This window comes from Microcella sp. (assembly GCF_040286215.1).
GTDB lineage: Bacteria > Actinomycetota > Actinomycetes > Actinomycetales > Microbacteriaceae > Microcella.
Map to the genome: position 1 here is coordinate 21,167 of NZ_JAVKCK010000014.1, position 17,732 is coordinate 38,898.

The 17,732-nt window shown below is 69.5% G+C and carries 16 protein-coding genes; 10 read left to right on the forward strand and 6 right to left on the reverse strand.

Annotated elements, in window-relative coordinates:
* The first annotated feature begins 28 nt into the window (after nt 1–28).
* Nucleotides 29–985 (forward strand): L-lactate dehydrogenase, encoded by a 957-nt coding sequence (locus RJQ01_RS07385; RefSeq protein WP_350476097.1) that lies wholly within the window; start codon nt 29–31, stop codon nt 983–985.
* 45 nt (nt 986–1,030) lie between these two features.
* Here RJQ01_RS07385 and RJQ01_RS07390 read toward each other — a convergent pair whose 3' ends face one another.
* A complete protein-coding gene (locus RJQ01_RS07390) occupies nt 1,031–1,447 on the reverse strand; it encodes an RNA-binding S4 domain-containing protein (RefSeq protein WP_350476098.1) in 417 nt (138 codons plus the stop codon).
* Between the two features lie 10 nt (nt 1,448–1,457).
* A complete protein-coding gene (locus tag RJQ01_RS07395) occupies nt 1,458–3,248 on the reverse strand; it encodes a glycoside hydrolase family 15 protein (RefSeq protein WP_350476099.1) in 1,791 nt (596 codons plus the stop codon).
* A gap of 52 nt (nt 3,249–3,300) precedes the next feature.
* Here RJQ01_RS07395 and RJQ01_RS07400 point away from each other — a divergent pair, with 52 nt between their 5' ends.
* Both RJQ01_RS07400 and RJQ01_RS07405 read left to right on the forward strand, forming a co-directional pair.
* Nucleotides 3,301–4,665, forward strand: a complete 1,365-nt coding sequence (locus RJQ01_RS07400) for a glucose-6-phosphate dehydrogenase (RefSeq protein WP_350476100.1) — start codon at nt 3,301–3,303, stop codon at nt 4,663–4,665.
* Between the two features lie 9 nt (nt 4,666–4,674).
* Nucleotides 4,675–5,460: an SDR family NAD(P)-dependent oxidoreductase gene (locus tag RJQ01_RS07405; RefSeq protein ID WP_350476101.1), complete on the forward strand. Its 786-nt coding sequence runs from the start codon at nt 4,675–4,677 to the stop codon at nt 5,458–5,460.
* On the opposite strand, the gene RJQ01_RS07410 is transcribed toward RJQ01_RS07405, so the two are convergent.
* Together RJQ01_RS07410 and RJQ01_RS07415 are read right to left on the reverse strand one after the other, a co-directional pair.
* Complete coding sequence (locus RJQ01_RS07410; protein WP_350476102.1) at nt 5,457–5,963, reverse strand: hypothetical protein; 507 nt, start codon at nt 5,961–5,963, stop codon at nt 5,457–5,459. The genes RJQ01_RS07405 and RJQ01_RS07410 overlap by 4 nt on opposite strands.
* 14 nt (nt 5,964–5,977) lie before the next feature.
* Entirely contained in the window at nt 5,978–6,811 is an 834-nt protein-coding gene (locus RJQ01_RS07415) for a DUF1295 domain-containing protein (RefSeq protein WP_350476103.1), read from the reverse strand.
* Nucleotides 6,812–6,888: 77 nt separating this feature from the next.
* Here RJQ01_RS07415 and RJQ01_RS07420 point away from each other — a divergent pair, with 77 nt between their 5' ends.
* From RJQ01_RS07420 to RJQ01_RS07435, 4 genes are all read left to right on the forward strand, one after another.
* Nucleotides 6,889–7,524: a CDP-alcohol phosphatidyltransferase family protein gene (locus tag RJQ01_RS07420; protein ID WP_350476104.1), complete on the forward strand. Its 636-nt coding sequence runs from the start codon at nt 6,889–6,891 to the stop codon at nt 7,522–7,524.
* A gap of 12 nt (nt 7,525–7,536) precedes the next feature.
* Nucleotides 7,537–8,016 (forward strand): FHA domain-containing protein, encoded by a 480-nt coding sequence (locus RJQ01_RS07425; RefSeq protein WP_350476105.1) that lies wholly within the window; start codon nt 7,537–7,539, stop codon nt 8,014–8,016.
* Complete coding sequence (ftsR, locus tag RJQ01_RS07430; protein ID WP_350476143.1) at nt 8,016–8,720, forward strand: transcriptional regulator FtsR; 705 nt, start codon at nt 8,016–8,018, stop codon at nt 8,718–8,720. Before RJQ01_RS07425 ends, ftsR begins: the two co-directional genes overlap by 1 nt.
* Before the next feature lie 118 nt (nt 8,721–8,838).
* Nucleotides 8,839–9,384, forward strand: coding sequence for a MerR family transcriptional regulator (locus RJQ01_RS07435; RefSeq protein ID WP_350476106.1), 546 nt, complete (start codon nt 8,839–8,841; stop codon nt 9,382–9,384).
* 52 nt (nt 9,385–9,436) lie between these two features.
* On the opposite strand, the gene RJQ01_RS07440 is transcribed toward RJQ01_RS07435, so the two are convergent.
* A complete protein-coding gene (locus RJQ01_RS07440; RefSeq protein ID WP_350476107.1) occupies nt 9,437–10,240 on the reverse strand; it encodes a ParA family protein in 804 nt (267 codons plus the stop codon).
* A gap of 114 nt (nt 10,241–10,354) precedes the next feature.
* On the opposite strand from RJQ01_RS07440, the gene RJQ01_RS07445 reads away from it, so the two are divergent.
* The 3 genes from RJQ01_RS07445 (at nt 10,355) to RJQ01_RS07455 (ending at nt 15,708) form a co-directional block, all read left to right on the forward strand.
* A complete protein-coding gene (locus RJQ01_RS07445; RefSeq protein ID WP_350476108.1) occupies nt 10,355–13,759 on the forward strand; it encodes a pyruvate carboxylase in 3,405 nt (1,134 codons plus the stop codon).
* Nucleotides 13,760–13,881: 122 nt separating this feature from the next.
* Nucleotides 13,882–15,201, forward strand: a complete 1,320-nt coding sequence (locus RJQ01_RS07450; protein WP_350476109.1) for a MinD/ParA family ATP-binding protein — start codon at nt 13,882–13,884, stop codon at nt 15,199–15,201.
* Nucleotides 15,202–15,210: 9 nt separating this feature from the next.
* A complete protein-coding gene (locus RJQ01_RS07455; protein WP_350476110.1) occupies nt 15,211–15,708 on the forward strand; it encodes a peptide deformylase in 498 nt (165 codons plus the stop codon).
* A 114-nt stretch (nt 15,709–15,822) separates the two neighbouring features.
* On the opposite strand, the gene RJQ01_RS07460 is transcribed toward RJQ01_RS07455, so the two are convergent.
* Nucleotides 15,823–17,649, reverse strand: coding sequence for an AMP-dependent synthetase/ligase (locus RJQ01_RS07460; RefSeq protein ID WP_350476111.1), 1,827 nt, complete (start codon nt 17,647–17,649; stop codon nt 15,823–15,825).
* Between the last annotated feature and the right edge of the window lie 83 nt (nt 17,650–17,732).

Consider the following 17,732-nt stretch of genomic DNA (forward strand, 5'->3'; position numbering starts at 1 on the left):
CGCGCCGACTGGCTAGGGTGGTCGCATCATGACTGCGACTGAAAATTCCCGCCTTGCCATCGTCGGTGCCGGGGCCGTCGGCTCGTCCCTGGCGTACGCCTCTCTCATCCGCGGCTCCGCCCGTGAGGTCGTCCTCTACGACATCGATGCGTCACGCGCCGAGGCGGAGGTTCTCGACCTCGCCCACGGCACGCCGTTCGTGGGGTCGTCCACGATCGAGGGCGGCGGGGACCTCGATGCGGTGGCGGGGGCGAATGTCGTCGTCATCACGGCGGGCGCCAAGCAGCACCCCGGGCAGAGTCGGCTCGACCTGGCCGCGACCAACGTCGGAATCCTGCGCGAGCTCATGCCGCGCCTCCTCGAGAGAGCGCCCGACGCCATCTACATGCTCGTGACGAACCCGTGCGACGTTCTCGCCGTCGCCGCGCAGCGTCTGAGCGGGCTTGACCCGGCCCGGGTGTTCTCCTCCGGCACCGTGCTCGACTCGTCCCGACTGCGCTGGCGGCTCGCGGAACGACTCGATGTCGCCCCCTCGAGCGTGCACGCCATGATCGTGGGCGAGCACGGCGACAGCGAATTCGCGCTCTGGTCGCAGGCGCGCATCGGTCCGGTGCCGATCCGTGAGTGGACGGACCACCACGGCGCTCGGTTGAGCGTCGACGAGCTCGACACGCTCGCCGAGGACGTCAAGCACGCCGCCTACGCCGTCATCGCCGGCAAGGGCGCCACCAACTACGCCATCGGCCTGTCAGGAGCGCGCATCGTCGAAGCGATTCTGAACGACGAGGGTGCGATCCTGCCGGTGAGCTCGGTGCTCACCGACTACCACGGGGTGAGCGGTATCGCGCTCTCCGTTCCGACTGTCGTCAACGCCCAGGGCGTCGCCCAGGTCATCGACCTGCCATTCTCGGCGGAGGAGGAGCGGGCGTTCCATCACTCGGCAGAGACCATCCAGCACTCACTGGAGGCACTCGACCTCGAGTAGCGAAGGGCTCGGCGGGCTCGGCGGGCCGCACGTCACCGACCCGGCTCAGTAGTCCGTGTCGCGAGCGCGGTCGCGCCCCCGAAGGCGCTCGGTGAGCCGACGGTCGCGCTTCGTCGGGCGTCCCGAGCCGCGCTCCCGCAGGATCGCCGCGGGCCGCTCCACCTTCGGCGGCGGCGGGGGAGTGCGGTCGACGTAGTGGCGAGCGGCGAGCGGCGCGCTCGTACGCTTCGTAATGATGCCCGCCACCTCGACAATCCGCTCGCCACCGGGAGTGAGCGCGCGAACGGTGTCCCCGGGGCGCACGAGCTGCGCCGGCTTAGCCGAGGCGCCGTTGACCTTGACGTGGCCGGCCTTGCACGCCGCCGTCGCCGCCGATCGTGTGGAGTACAGGCGGATCGCCCACACCCAGGCGTCCACCCGGGCGCTGGCGGCGGGGTGACCGCCGGTCGCGCTGCCGCTCATGACGCGCTGCTCACGCGGAGACCGCCTCCTGCCGAGCGAAGGCGATCGAGTCGGCCGCCCGCACGAGGGAGAGGTGCGAGAGAGCCTGGGGGGTGTTGCCCATGTGGCACTCGTTCACGGTGTCGTACTCCTCCGAGAGCAGCCCGACATCGTTGGCGAGGCCCACGAGCCTGTCCATGAGCGCGACAGCGTCGTCGAGGCGACCGGAGCGGGCGTACTGCTCGACGAGCCAGAACGCGCAGGTCAGGAACGGATGCTCGTCCCCCTCCAGGCCATCGACACCGCTCTCGGTGCGGTAGCGCAGCGGCAGGCCGTCCCTCAGCAGCGTGCGCTCGATCTCGGCGACCGTGCCGAGCATGCGGGGATCGTCATAGGCGACGTAGCCGATCTGAGCAAGCTGCAGCAGCGAGGCGTCGACCTCGGTCGTTCCGTAGTGCTGCACGTAGTGACCGCGCTCCGCGTCGAAGCCGAGGCGCTCGATCTCGTCGCCGAGCTGCGCGCGCACGAGTTCCCAGCGCTCGACGGGGCCGCGGAGGCCGTGCGTGCGCGCCGCCGTGATTCCGCGGTCGAAGGCCGCCCAGATCATCGCGCGGGAGTGCGTAAAGCGCTGGTGCGGGCCGCGGATCTCCCAGATGCCGTTGTCCTCCCGATCGAGGTTCTGCGAGATGTGCTCGAGCAGAGCCACCTGCAGTGACCAGGAGAAGTCGTCCTCCGCGACACCCAGGTCGCGCGCGTCCTCGAGCGCGATCATGACCTCGCCGAAGATGTCGCCCTGGAACTGCGTGTACGCACCGTTGCCCGTGCGGACGGGCGAGGAGCCGCGGTAGCCGGGCAGGCTCGGCAGCTCGCGCTCGTCGAGTCGACGCTCGCCCGACAGCCCGTACATGATCTGCACGTCCTCCGGGTCGCCCGCGATCGCGCGCAGCAGCCAGTCGCGCCACTCGTGCGCCTCCCGCTCGTAGCCGTGCAGCATGAGGGCCTCGAGCGTGAGAGCGGCATCCCGCAGCCACACGTAGCGGTAGTCCCAGTTTCGACTGCCGCCCATGTCCTCGGGGAGGCTCGTCGTGGGGGCGGCGACGATGCCGCCCGTGGTCTCGTGGGTGAGCGCGCGCAGCACGAGCAGGGAGCGGCGCACCTCTGTGTCGTAGGCGCCCGGTTCGCGGCAGGCCCGAGCCCAGCGCTGCCACCACACGCGCGTGTCGGCGAGCTGCTGGTCGAGGTCAAGGGGCGGGTACGGAGTCTTGTGGCTCGGGAACCAGGTGAGCACCGTGTCGACCGTCTCGCCCTCGCGCACGGTGAACTCGGCGCGGTGCGCGTGGTCGATCGCGCGGAACTGCGGCCCGCGAACGATCACCGCGTCGGGCCCGGCGATCGCGACAAGCTCCGGCTCGTCCTCGGAGCCGACCTGCCGCACCCACGGCATCGCGTCTGCGTAGTCGAATCGGATCCGCAGCACCTGCTCCATCGCGACCTCGCCGCTGATGCCCACGACGCGGCGCGCGACATCGGCGGCACCGTCGCCGTGCGGCATCGCGTCGATGACCTCCACCTCGCCGCTGTCGGTCACCCAGCGCGTCACCAGGATGAACGTGTCCTCCTCGTAGTGCCGACTGGTGCACTCCGCCGCGCCGACCGGGTTGAGCGACCAGTGACCATGCGTCTCATCGCCGAGGATGCGCGCGAACAGGGACGCGGAGTCGAAGCGCGGCATGCACAGCCAGTCGATCGAGCCGGTGCGGCCAACGAGGGCCGCTGAGCGGCAGTCTCCGATGAGGGCGTAGTTCTCGAGAGGCTCAGGCATGCGATCCATCCAATCAGACGCGGCGTGCAGGTCGCCTCGCTAGCGTGGAGGCATGACCGGACGCACCCTCATCATCCTCGGCGCTGGGGGCGACCTCACCCGGCGACTCCTGCTGCCGGGCCTCGACGGCGTCCTTGCGCAGGCCGAGGCCGGGGGCGACGCCGACCCGTTGCAGCTCATCGGCGCGGGGCACCACGCGGTGCCGCAGGCGGACTGGCGCGACCAGGTGCGCACGGCCCTCGGCCGTGGTGCGCTGCGCGATGCCGTCGTGGCGGGGACGCGATTCGAGGAGGCCGACGCGACCGATCCGGATGCTCTGCGCTCGCTGTTGGAGACGGCCGAGCATCCCCCCATCCTCTACTTCGCTCTGCCGCCGGCCGTCACCGAGCGCGCCATCGAGGCCCTGAGCGACGTCGATCTGCCCCCGGACACGCGGCTCGCGCTCGAAAAGCCCTTCGGGGTGGACGGCGCCTCGGCCGCCCGGCTCAACGCCGCGCTCGCACGGCTGCTGCCCGAGTCTCGCACGTTCCGCATCGACCACTTCTTGGGCCTCGCCACCGTCATCAACCTTCTCGGGCTCCGGTTCGCGAACCGCGTTCTGGAGGCGCTCTGGAGCGCCGAGCACGTCGAACGGGTCGACATCGTCTTCGACGAGACCCTCGCGCTGGAGGGACGGGCGGGCTACTACGATCGCGCGGGAGCGCTCGTCGACATGATCCAGAGCCACCTCCTGCTCGTGCACGCTCTCGTCGCGATGGAGGCTCCGGCGAGCGTGAACGCCGACGATCTTCACGACGCGATGGCTGACGCCCTCTCACGCACGCGCGTCGTCGGCACGCCGAGCTCCGCCACCCGACGCGCTCGGTACGCTGCGGGAGAGGTCGACGGACGCAGCGTTCCCGACTATGCGAGCGAGGAGGGCGTCGACCCGGAACGCCGCACCGAGACGCTCGCCGAGATCGAGGTCGAGGTCGACGCGCCGCGGTGGCGGGGAGTGCGCTTCACCGTGCGCAGCGGCAAGGCACTCGGGTCGCCGCTCACGGAGCTGCGCCTCACGCTGCGACCGGTGGAGCACAGGCCGAGCGGGCTGCGCGGTACGCAGCCTCCCGCGATGGTGCGCATCGCGCTCATGCCCGAGCGCCTCTCGATCGATCTCGACATCAACGGTGCGGGCGATCCCTTCGACCTCGACCGGGTGCGGTTGGAGTCGGAGTTCGGCGCGGGCCAGCTGAGTGCCTATGGGGAGGTTCTCTCGGGCATCCTCACCGGTGACGACACGCTGTCGGTGCGCGGTGATCTCGCCGAGGAGTGCTGGCGCATCGTGGAGCCGGTGCTCGACGCCTGGCGCCGCGACGACGTCGAGCTCGAGGAGTACGCCGCCGGCAGCGCGGGGCCCGCGCACTGGAGCGCTCGCTAGCGTGGACGCATGACCACCGCACTCATCACGGGAGCCACCGCCGGCATCGGCGCCGAGTTCGCCAGCCAGCTAGCCGGGCAGGGATACGACCTCGTGCTGGTCGCGCGGGACGCCTCTCGTCTGGCCGAGAGAGCGGCGTCGTTGCAGCATGAGTTCGGGGTGCGAGTCGAGGCGCTGCCCGCCGATCTGCTCGACCCCGCGGGGCTCGACTCCGTCGCGGCGCGCCTGCAGGAGCGCCGTCGTCCGATCGGCCTCCTCATCAACAATGCCGGGTACGGCGAGCGGGGCGCGCTGCACGAGAACACGGTCGAGCAGGAGAAGCGCCACCTCGACATCCACGTGAGCGCGCCGTTACGGCTGACCCAGGCCGCTCTCGGCGGGATGCTCGAGCGCGGTTCGGGGCGCATCGTGCTGATCTCCTCCGTAGCCGCGTTCACGCCGCGCGGCACCTACGCTGCGGCGAAAGCGTGGGGGGTCACCTTCGCACGGGGTGCGAACCTCGCCTACCGCGACCGTGGGGTGAGCGTCACGGCCGTGTGCCCGGGGTTCGTCCACACCGAGTTCCACGAGCGCATGGAGGTCTCCACCACGGGCATCCCGGCCTTTCTCTGGCTCGACGCGCCGCGGGTCGTGAGACTCGCCCTGCGCGGCATCCAGCGCGGGCGCTCGGTCGTCATCCCCACCCTCCGCTACCGCGTGATCTCGGGTCTGGCACGCGTGCTACCCGATCGCGTCGCCGGGTCCGGCGGTTTCCGCTCGGGCGGCGACCGCGACGCCGGTGAGCGTCGGGGCTAGGCCGTCGTGAGCTCGCGGGCGCGCTCGGCGCTCTCCGCGGCGTCCTCCTCCGCGAGGCGCGCCTTCCAGTCGACGAGGCCGCGCACGACGGCGCTCGGATCCTGGGCGAGGTCGGTCATGGCGTCGGCCGGCACGAAGAAGTTGAGCGCCACGAAACCGCGCACGCGCTCGTCGGGGTCGTGAGCAAGTCGACGCAGGATGTCGCAGGGAACCCGCTCGTTCTTCGCAATGCACGCCCTCACCTCGGCGTCCTCGTCGCGCGAGAGCGCCTCGTAGACCTCCTCGGGCGCGTGGTACGACGCCGCGGCGCTCGCGCGGATCTTCGGGTTGCGGTCAGCGGCGAGGCGTCGGATGCGCGCAACCTTCGAGTCGGTCACGGCGGGGGAGAGGAAGCGCGCGACGGGCGCATCGGCACGGTCGTCCCCACGCTCGGACAGCATGGCAGGGGCGTTCGCAGCGAGCTGCCGGCGCTGAGCTGGAGTGTTGAAGCGAATGCACGACATGCAGGCGAGGGTAGTCAGGAGGCTGGCGCGTCGGCGGTAGCGCCACGACGGTCACGGGGAATCCACGGGATGAGCATCGATGTCGACCGCTGGTACTCGGCGTACTCGGGGTACCGTCCCTTCGTGATCGACTCCGTGAAGACGGTCGACCCGATGAAGAGCGCGGTCAGCAGCGCGGGGCCCACGATGGTCCAGTGCAGCGCTGTGCCGAGGGCGACGGCGCCCATGGCGTAGAGCACCCACCACTGCGCCTGCTCGAAGAAGAAGTTCGGGTGTCGGCTCACCCGCCACAGTCCCGAGGTCACGAAGCGCTCCCGAGGCTCTCCGCCTGCCGCGATCGTCGCGGCCTTCGCCTGCTGAAACGACCACTGCTGCTGGTCGGCAACGAACTCGCCCACGAGCAGCGCGAGGAAGAGCGCGGCAAGTCCGAGATCGAGCGCGCCCACGGCCGCCCCGCGGTTCTCGAAGGCGACGTGGGCGGGCAGGGCGATGAGCAGCAGGAGCGCGTTCTGGAAGAGCACGATGAACACGACGTTGAAAACGTGGAACTGCCCGGTCGACATGCGTTCGCGCAGGATCGGCCAGCGATAGTCCTCGACCCCCCGGTAGCCGCCCTTGCGAGCGAAGTTGAAGGTCAGCCTCGCACCCCACAGGGCGACGAGCACCGTCATGATCGTCAGCCGAGCATCCGTGAAGCCGCTCGCCGCCCAGAACACGGCGACGTAGACGACAGGGACGATCGACCAGATGCGGTCGACCCACGAGTGGTCTCCCGTGACGAGGGAGGCGATCCACGTGAACAGGCTGACCCCGGCGGCGATGCCGAGGGCCACGAGAAGGGGGTCCATGCCCGCATGCTAGCGACTCCAGAGCGGTGCCGGATAGTGCACAGAGCGGGGGAGGCGAGCATCACTAGACTGACGTTGTGGCAGAGCGGGAAGTGCGGACGAGCGGAGCGAGCGCCGTCGTGAGCGACCGCATCGTCACGATCCCCAACGCCCTCAGCACCGTGCGACTGCTGCTCGTGCCGGTTTTTCTGGCGTTCGTGCTCACGGGGCAGGATCTCGCGGCGCTCATCGTCATCGTCGTCTCGAGTGCGACCGACTATCTCGACGGCATCATCGCCCGCCGTTTCGGCCAGATCACGAAGCTCGGCCAGCTGCTCGACCCTGCGGCGGACCGCCTGTTCATCTTCGCCGCCGTCATCGCCCTCGCCGTGCGCGAGGTGGTGCCGTGGTGGATCGTCGTCGTCATCGTGGGCCGGGACGTGCTGCTCGCCGTGCTCGGCGTCGTCCTCGCCCAGCATGACTACGGCCCCCTGCCGGTGCACCATCTCGGCAAACTCGCGACGTTCGCTCTGTTCTACGCCCTCCCGATCCTCGTGCTGGGTCAGGCCTTTCCACAGCTCGCGGCCGTGAGTGATCCCATCGGCTGGGCGTTCATCCTCTGGGGTGGCTTCCTGTACTGGTGGGCGGGTGTGCTCTACCTGCGCCAGACGCTCGCTCTTGTCGCGGAATCGGCGCAATCCGCTTCCGGAGCATCGGATACGCTGAGTGCGTGAGGAGGTGCGTTGATGGCTGAGGCCCCGCAGAACGGTCGTACCGGTGATGAGTCGACCGAGTACCGCCCGCACGAGACGACGGTGCACTACGGGCCCGAATTCGCAGCGCAGCTCGCGGCGATGGAGGCGGGCATCTCGCCGGAGGAGCTCGAGGTCATCGCGGCTCTGCCGGCTTCCTCGGGCCTGCTGATCGTGCGTCGCGGTCCCAACACCGGTGCGCGGTTCCTTCTCGACTCCGATGTCACGGTCGCCGGCCGTCACCCGGACGCCGACATCTTCCTCGACGACGTGACCGTCTCGCGCAAGCACGCCTCGTTCTTGCGGCACGGCGCGCAGTTCTCGGTGCGCGATCTCGGGTCGCTCAACGGCACGTTCATGGCCGGCGAGCGCATCGAGGAGACGGTGCCCCTCGTCGACGGTTCCGAGGTGCAGGTCGGCAAGTTCCACCTCACGTTCTACGCGTCCCGGCACGACCTCCCCTCGAGCGCATGATGCCCGCACGGCCCGCCGCCACCCCGGCCCGCGAGCCAGGCAAGGGTGCCCTGCTCAGCATCGGTCAAGTGCTCGCGAAGCTCAGCCCTGAGTTTCCCGATCTGACTCCCTCGAAGTTGCGCTTCCTGGAAGAGCAGCAGCTCGTCGCACCCGACCGCACCGAGTCGGGGTACCGCAAATTCTCGCCGCGCGACGTGGACAGGTTGCGCTTCGTCCTCACCCTCCAGCGTGATCACTACTTGCCGCTCAAGGTCATCCGCAGCCACCTCGTCGAGCTGGAGGCGGGGCGCATGCCCGCCCTGCCGCTCGGCTCTGTGCCGCTGCCCTCGATGCTCGCGACAGAGCGCCGCCTGAGCCGAGAGGAGCTCCTGCGCGAGAGCGGCGCGACCGCCGGGTTGCTGAGCGATGCCGTGAGCGCATCGCTCATCCCCGCCGCGGAGACCTTCGGCGAGGACGCGCTCGCGGTTGTCCGGGCGCTCGTCGAGCTGCAGCGTTCGGGCATCGAGCCGCGTCACCTCAGGGGCTTCCGGGCGGCCGCGGAACGGGAGCTAGGGCTCATCGAGTCGGCACTCGTGCCGGTCTCCCGGCGCAACGATCCGTCGAGTCGCGCGAAAGCTGCGGAACTTGCTCGCGAGATCGCTGGTCAGCTCGAAATCGTGCGGTCGAGTCTCATCCGAACGGCTCTCGGCAGGCTACAGTCGTAGGCAGGGCCCCGACACGCCGACGTGTCCGAGCGAATGTCTCCGGTCGACGCGGGACGGGTCGCTACTGTGAACGACGGGACAGCAACTGTCACGTTCAACATGAAGGTTAGGTGGGGCAATGGGCGACGTCAGCGGCCGTGCAGAGCGATACGACCTCGGGTTGCTGTTCACCGACGGTATGCCTGAACTCGACGACCAGGCCGGCTATCGCGGTGCAGTCGCAGCTCGCGCCGCCGGCATCTCCTACCGCCAGCTCGACTACTGGGCGCGAACCGAGCTCGTCGAGCCCACCGTGCGCGGTGCCTCCGGGTCAGGCACGCAGCGCCTGTACGGATTCCGCGACATCCTCGTTCTCAAGCTCGTGAAGCGGCTCCTCGACACCGGCATCTCCCTCCAGCAGATTCGCACCGCCGTCAACCAGCTGCGCGAAGCCGGCGTGAACGATCTCGCCCAGACCACGCTCATGAGCGACGGCGCGAGCGTCTACCTGTGCACGAGCGACGACGAGGTGATCGACCTCGTCAGCCGCGGCCAGGGCGTTTTCGGCATCGCCGTGGGCAAAGTGCTGCGCGAGGTCGAATCGAGCCTCGTCGACCTCGACTCGACGCCGGCGGCTGACCCGCAGGACGAGCTCGCCGCGCGGCGCTCCACGCGCGCGAGCTGAACCACGAGCATCCCGCGGCCGTGCCGCCCCTCCGGGGCAGGCCCCTCTCCGCCTACTGAGCCGCGAACTCGCCCAGCCGACCGGTGCGCATCACCCGATCGAGCAGCTGGTCGAAGTTGCGCGCCATCTCCAGAGCGCTGTCGCCCGGCCACATGTGCAGGGGCTTGGCCGCGCCCTGCGCCTGCTGCAACGAGGTGCGCTCGGGAAGCTGGGGGGCGAGCACGAGCGGGCCGAACATGTCGCGCAGCTCCTTGATGCGGAACTGGTGCTCGAGCGACTGCACGCGAGCACGATTGACGATGATGCCGAGAGGCTGCAGACGGGGGGAGAGACCGCGCCGGATCTCCTCGATGGCGCGCAGCGCACGGTCGGCGGCCGCGACCGAGAACAGGCCGGGCTCGGTTACGACGACCACCCGGTCGCTCGCCGCCCACGCCGTGCGCGTGAGCGCATTGAGCGAGGGAGCGCAGTCGACCAGCACGAGGTCGTAGTCGGCCTCGACGTGGGCCAGGGCCTCTTCGAGCTTCCAGATCTCGCGGATGCTCGGGTGCGGGCCGTCGAAGTTGATCGCGCTCGGGCTGCCGATGAGCACGTCCACCGTGCCCGGGCGGCCGCGCGTCCAGCCGCTCGGCGCGATCGCCTGGCGCACCGTGCGCTCCTTCGGCGCGCCGAGCACATCGGCGATCGTGAGGTGGCCGGCGACCTGGATGTCCATGCCCGTCGAGGCATCGGACTGCGGGTCGAGGTCGACGACGAGGGTGCGCAGGCCCCGCGCGAACGCCGCCGAAGCGAGGCCGAGGGTCACGGTGGTCTTGCCCACGCCTCCCTTCAGGGAGCTGATGCTAAGTACGTGCACGAACACCGACCCTACCTTTACTAGTCTGGAGACGCGTGCATTCGCGCCGACGCCATCCGCCCCACCGTCCGGCGGTTTCCCGGGTTCCGCCCGGGCCGCCCGCGAAAGGACAAGATGTTCCGCAAGATCCTGGTAGCCAACCGCGGCGAGATCGCGATCCGCGCCTTCCGCGCCGCGTACGAGCTGGGGGCGAAGACCGTGGCCGTCTTCCCGTACGAGGATCGCAACTCGATGCACCGGCTCAAGGCCGACGAGGCGTACCAGATCGGCGACGAGGGGCACCCCGTGCGCGCCTACCTCGACGTCAGCGAGATCATCCGCGTCGCGAAGGAGTCGGGCGCCGACGCCATCTACCCCGGCTACGGCTTCCTCAGCGAGAACCCCGACCTCGCGCAGGCGGCAGCCGACGCGGGCATCGCCTTCATCGGGCCTCCCAGCTCGGTGCTCGAGATGGCCGGCAACAAGGTCACGGCGAAGGAGAAGGCGATCGCCGCGGGTGTGCCCGTCCTGAAGTCCTCCCCGGCGACGACCGACCTCCAGGTGCTCCTCGACGCAGCGGACGACATCGGCTTCCCCGTCTTCGCGAAGGCCGTGGCCGGCGGCGGCGGGCGAGGGATGCGCCGGGTCGAGAAGCGCGACGATCTCAAGGAAGCGCTCGAGGCCGCCATGCGCGAGGCCGACAGCGCGTTCGGCGACGCGACGATGTTCATCGAGCAGGCGGTCGTGCGCCCGCGCCACATCGAGGTGCAGATCCTCGCCGACGCTGGCGGCGAGACCGTGCACCTGTTCGAGCGCGACTGCTCGGTGCAGCGCCGCCATCAGAAGGTCATCGAGATCGCCCCCGCCCCGAATCTCGACGACGACGTGCGCCAGGCCATGTACCGCGACGCGATCGCCTTCGCGAAGTCGATCGGCTACGTCAACGCCGGCACGGTCGAGTTTCTGCTCGACACCGCGGGGGAGCGCGAGGGCGAGCACGTCTTCATCGAGATGAACCCGCGCATCCAGGTCGAGCACACCGTCACCGAGGAGGTGACCGACGTCGACCTCGTGCAGTCCCAGATGCGCATCGCCTACGGCCAGTCCCTCGCCGAGCTCGGTCTAAAGCAGGAGCAGATCCACCTGCGCGGTGCGGCCCTGCAGTGCCGCATCACCACGGAGGACCCGGCGAGCGGTTTTCGCCCCGACACCGGCAAGATCACCACCTACCGCTCTCCGGGCGGCGCGGGAGTCCGGCTCGACGGCGGCACGATCGCCTCCGGGGCTCAGATCTCTCCCCACTTCGACTCCATGCTCGCCAAGATGACCTGCCGCGGTCGCGACTTCGCCGCGGCCGTCTCCCGCGCCCGGCGTGGGCTCGCAGAGTTCCGCATCCGCGGCGTCACGACGAACATCCCGTTCCTCCAGGCAGTCCTCGACGATCCGGAATTCATCGCGGGAGACCTGAGCACCTCGTTCATCGACGAGCGCCCCGAGCTCGTGACCGCCAACCCCTCCAAGGACCGCGGGACGAAGGTGCTGACGTGGCTCGCCGACGTCACGGTGAACCAGCCGCACGGCACCGGTGAGGGCATCCTCGACCCCGCCGTCAAGCTGCCGGCCATCGATCTCGAGGCGGCCGCGCCCGACGGTTCGCGCCAGCGGCTTCTCGCACTGGGCCCCACCGGGTTCGCGGCAGACCTACGTGCGCAGACGGCTCTCGCGGTGACGGACACGACGTTCCGGGATGCCCACCAATCGCTGCTCGCGACCCGCGTGCGCACAACCGACCTCACGACCGTCATGCCGCACGTCGCCCGCATGACCCCCCAGCTGCTGAGCGTCGAAGCCTGGGGTGGAGCGACCTACGACGTCGCCCTGCGCTTCCTCGGAGAGGACCCTTGGCAGCGCCTGGCCGCCATGCGGGAGGCGCTGCCCAACGTGGCCATCCAGATGTTGCTGCGCGGTCGCAACACGGTCGGCTACACGCCGTACCCCACCGAGGTGACCGACGCGTTCGTCGCCGAGGCCGCGGCGACCGGCATCGACATCTTCCGCATATTCGACGCGCTCAACGATGTCGATCAGATGCGCCCGGCCATTGACGCCGTGCTCGGCACCGACACCACGATCGCGGAGGTCGCGATGTGCTACTCGGGCGATCTGCTCGACCCGGCGGAGGACTTGTACACGCTCGACTACTACCTGCGGCTTGCCGAGCAGATCGTCGACTCCGGTGCGCACATCCTCGCCATCAAGGACATGGCAGGGCTTCTGCGCGCGAGCGCGGCCGAGAAGCTCGTCGGCGCCCTCCGCGACCGCTTCGACCTGCCCGTGCACCTTCACACCCACGACACCGCCGGCGGCCAGCTCGCCACGCTGCTCGCCGCCTCGCGAGCCGGCGCCGATGCGGTGGATGCCGCGAGCGCGCCCATGGCGGGAACGACCTCGCAGCCGCCCCTCTCTGCCCTCGTCGCCGCGCTCGCGCACACCGAGCGCGACACGGGCATCCCGCTGCGGGCAGTGAGCGATCTCGAACCCTACTGGGAAGCGGTGCGCACCGCGTACAAGCCGTTCGAGTCGGGTCTCGCCGGCCCCACCGGGCGGGTGTACAAGCACGAGATCCCGGGCGGTCAGCTCTCCAATCTGCGCCAGCAGGCCATCGCACTCGGACTCGCCGACCGCTTCGAGCTCATCGAGGACTGGTACGCCGAGGCCAACCGCATTCTCGGCCGCCCGACGAAGGTCACTCCCTCGAGCAAGGTCGTCGGCGACCTGGCCCTGCAGATGGCCGCCGCCGGCGCCGACCCGGCCGACTTCGAGGAGAACCCGGGCGCGTACGACATTCCCGACTCCGTCATCGGATTCATGGCGGGAGAGCTGGGCGACCTCCCCGGTGGATGGCCCGAGCCCTTCCGCACGAAGGTTCTCGAGGGGCGCACTCCCAAGATCGGGCTCACCGAGCTCACCGATGAGCAGCGGACCAAGCTTGCAGGAGAGACCGACGACCGGCGGCTCATGCTCAACCAGCTGCTCTTCGCCCAGCCGACCCAGCAGTTCCTCCAGGTGCGCGAGCAGTACGGTGATCTCTCCGTGCTGCGCACGCCCGACTACCTCTACGGGCTCAAGCCGGGGGTCGAGCACACGATCGAGATCGAGACGGGAGTGAGCCTCTTCGTCGGCCTCGAAGCGATCAGTGAGCCGGACGAGAAGGGCATGCGCACGGTGATGGCCACCCTCAACGGTCAGCTGCGACCGGTACTCGTGCGAGACCGCTCGATCGAGGTGGAGAGCACCAAGACCGAGAAGGCCGACCCTGCGCAGCCCGGCCACATCGCCGCGCCCTTCAGCGGGGTCGTGACCCTGCAGGTCGGGGAAGGCGATTCGGTCGAAGCGGGGCAGAGCGTTGCCACCATCGAGGCCATGAAGATGGAGGCAGCGATCACCTCGCCCCTCGCCGGCACGGTCTCGCGCCTCGCCGTGCCGACGACCCAGCAGGTGGAGGCGGGCGACCTGCTCGTCGTCGTCGGCGACGCCTGAGCGCCCCCCGCGGAGCGCTCCGCTCCGATACGGCGGAGGGCGCTAGACTCTGGTGCTTTGTCATGGTCGCCTGACCGAGGACGCTCATCGACCGAGCACGTTCACTGACCGAGGGGGATTTCGTGGTTGCCGCCAAGCGATCGACCTCGTCATCGCGCACCTCGCGCGCGATCGACGACGAGGCCTACACCGTCGAGGAGGGGCGCGAGCCGACCGCGGACGGAGATCTCGCTGCGTCGTTGCCGCCGAGCATGTCGATCGACGTCGAGCTTCCCGCCCCCGTGCGCGAGACGCCGGAGGAAGAGCAGGCCGTCGCCCTCGACGATCACGAGATCGATCCCGCTGTCGTGCAGGTGCTCACCTCGGGCGTCACGACCATCTCACTCTCTGAGGACGCTCTCGCGGCGATGACGCCCGCGGAGCCCATCACGGGAGCCCTCGATCTCCCTACCGCGACCACCACCAGGCGCGACCGCCTCGACGGCACGAGCGAGGGGCCCGAGACCGCCGCGATGCTCACCGCCGATCGCCTGCTTGACCACCCGCGCGGTCGCCGTCCTGCGCCGGAGGGCTTCTGGCCGCGGCTCGCCTACACCCTGAGCTTCCACCTGCTGAACCTGGGAGACTCGGCCAGGGTGAGGGCGCGCAAAGAGCTCGACGCGCGCATCGCCACTCCGTTCGTCGGCGGTGCCCGTTTCGTGCCCGTCCTGACCCGCAAAGGCGGTGTCGGCAAGACGACCGTCACGACCCTGCTGGGCATGGCCCTCGCCGACGTGCGCGACGACCGTGTCGTCGCCATCGATGCCAACCCCGACCGGGGCACGCTCTCAGAGCGCGTCGCGCGCCAGACCCGCGCGACCGTGCGCGACGTCGTGAATCGTGCACCGAGCATCTCGGGTTTCACCGACTTCTCCACCTTCGTCTCGCGCGACGAGACGCGCCTGGACATCCTCGCGTCAGACACCGACCCGATGCTCTCCGAGGCGTTCGACGAGAACGACTACAACGTGGTCGCCGACCTCTCCGCCCGGTTCTACTCGATCGTTCTCACCGACTGCGGCACCGGCATCGTCCACTCCGTCATGCGCGCCACGCTCCGCCGCGCCGACTCGATCGTCATCGTCTCGGGCGGCAGCGTCGATGAGGCACGGCTCGCCTCCGAGACCCTCACCTGGCTGGAGGCCAACGGCTACGGCGAGCTCGTACGGTCCGCCGTGGTCGCCATCAACACGGGAACGCAGGGCACCAATCTCGTCAAGCTGGAGGAGATCGAGGCGCACTTCGCCTCGCGCGTGCGGGCGATCGTGCGCATGCCGTACGACGAGCACCTCGCCTCCGGCTCCGTCATCACCTGGGCTTCGCTGCGGCCGCTCACTCGCTCTGCCGCCCGCGAGCTGGCCGCCCTCGTCGCCGAGGGCATGCCTGAGCGCCGCGGAGTCTGAGCAGCTTCCGTGACCGTCCGGCCTATCCGCTTGTTCGGCGACCCCGTTCTGCGCAGCCCCGCCGACCCCATCACGACGATCGATGACCGGGTGCGGATGCTCGTCGCCGATCTCCTCGACACCGTCCAGGTGCCCGGCCGAGCCGGAGTCGCCGCGCCGCAGATCGGCGTCGGGCTGCAGGCGTTCAGCTACAACATCGACGGCGACGTCGGGTACGTGCTCAACCCGGAGCTCATCGAGGTGAGAGGGGATGCGGAGCCGGTCGACGAGGGATGTCTGTCGGTGCCGGGGCTGGGCTTCCCCCGGCTGCGCCACCCGTGGGCCCGGGTCACAGGAACCGACCTCGACGGCCGCGCCGTGGATCTGAGCGGCGAAGGCTTGATGGCGCAGGCGCTGCAGCATGAGACCGACCACCTGCGCGGCAGACTCTACATCGAGGGCCTCGAACCGGAGGTCAAGCGCGAGGCGATGCGCGCCGTGCGCAGCGCCGAGTGGTTCAGCCTCTAGCGAGAGCTGCACCGCTCGGCGCCGCACGGCCTGGCGTCAGCACCCGGGCGCGACACGCTGCGTCAGTGCTGGATCACGACGCCCTGCGTCGGTGCTGGATCGACACGCCCTGCGTCAGTGCTGGATCGACACGCCCTGCGTTTGAGGAGCGCCGCTGTACATGCCCTCGATGACATCGGCGAAGTCGGCCGTGATGACGTGGCGCTTGATGCTCATCTTCGGGGTCAGGTGGCCGCTCGCCTCGGTGAACTCGGTGGCGAGGACCGTGAACTTCCGAATCGACTCGGCGCGCGACACCCGGCTGTTGGCGGCATCGACGGCGCGCTGCACCTCGGCGATGACCTTCGGGTGCTGGGCGGCGTCGGCGAGCGACATCGAGGAGTCCTCGTCGTTGTTGCCGAGCCACGTCGGCAGCATCTCTCCGTCGAGGGTCACCAGAGCGGAGATGAAGGGCTTCTGGTCTCCCACGACGACGACCTGCCCGACGATCGGGTTGGCGCGAATCGGATCCTCCAGCGCGGCCGGCGCGACGTTCTTGCCTCCCGCGGTCACGAGGATCTCCTTCTTCCGACCGGTGATCGTCAGGTAGCCGTCGTCGTCGAGGGCGCCGATGTCGCCGGTGCGGAACCACTCGCCATCCATGACCTCCGCGGTCGCCTCGGGGTTCTTCCAGTAGCCGCTGAAGACGTTGACGCCGGAAACGAGGATCTCGCCGTCGTCATCGATCTTGAGGCCGACGCCGGGCAGCGCCGGCCCGGTCGTGCCGATCTTGAAGCGGTCGACGAGGTTGACGGTCGCCGGGGCCGTCGTCTCGGTGAGGCCGTAGCCCTCGAGAATCTTGATGCCGAGGCTGCGGAAGAAGTGGGCGAGCCGCAATCCCAGAGGGGCGGAGCCGCTCACGGCGTAGATGACCTTGCCACCCATCGCGGCGCGCAGCTTGCTGTAGACGAGCCTGTCGAAGAGCGCGAACTGCAGACGCAGCCCGAGAGGCACCGACCCGGCGTCGAGAGCCTGGGAGTGCGCCACGGCCACGTCGGCGGCCTTGCGGAAGATCTTGCCCTTGCCGCCGGCCTCCGCCTTCTGCTCCGCCGAGTTGTAGACCTTCTCGAAGACACGGGGCACGGCGAGGAGGAAGGAGGGCTTGAAGGAGCCGAGAGACGGCAGCAGCTGCTTTGTGTCGGCCTGATGGCCGACGCGCGCTCCGCCGTGCACGGCGAGGATTGAGATGAATCGAGCGAAGATGTGGGCGGTCGTGATGAACAGCAGCGTCGACGCTCCCGGAGCGAGCACCTCCTTCATCGCCATCGCCGCGTTGCGGCTGAGCTCGACGAAGTTCGAGTGGGTGAGCACGACCCCCTTCGGAGTGCCTGTCGACCCCGACGTATAGATGAGCGTCGCGACATCCGAGCCCTTCGCGATGGTTCGTCGCGCTTCCAGCTCGTCGTCGCTCACGCTCGAGCCGGAGCCGGCGAGCTTCTCGAGGTCTCCCACGTGCATCTGCCAGACGTGGCCGACGCCGTCGATGTCGCCTGCGACCTCGTCGTATCGGGCGAAGTGGTCGGCGGTCTCGACGATGATGTGATTCGCCTCGGAGTTCTCGAGGATGTACTGGATCTGGCTCGGCGAGCTCGTCTCGTAGATCGGCACAAGAACGGCGCCGGCGAACCACGCGGCGAAGTCGACGAGCGTCCACTCGTAGCGCACCTTGCACATGAAGCCGATCTTGTCGCCCGGCTCCACACCCGCGGCCATGAAGCCCTTCGCGAGCGCGACGACCTGCTCGTGGAACTCGCGCGCCGTGACGTCCGACCACCCGCCGTCGGCGGTCGGCAGAGAGAAGAGCGCTCCCTCGGGAGTCAGAGCGACGCGGTCGACCAGCAGATCGGACGCATTGGCGTCGGGGTCGGCGGTCACCACGGCGGGGACGACAAATTCTTTCACGGCAACTCCTTCGGCACCGGTCGGTGGTTGATGCCCCCACTGTACCCGCGACGGCCGAGCACGACCTGCGCTCGGTAGACTCT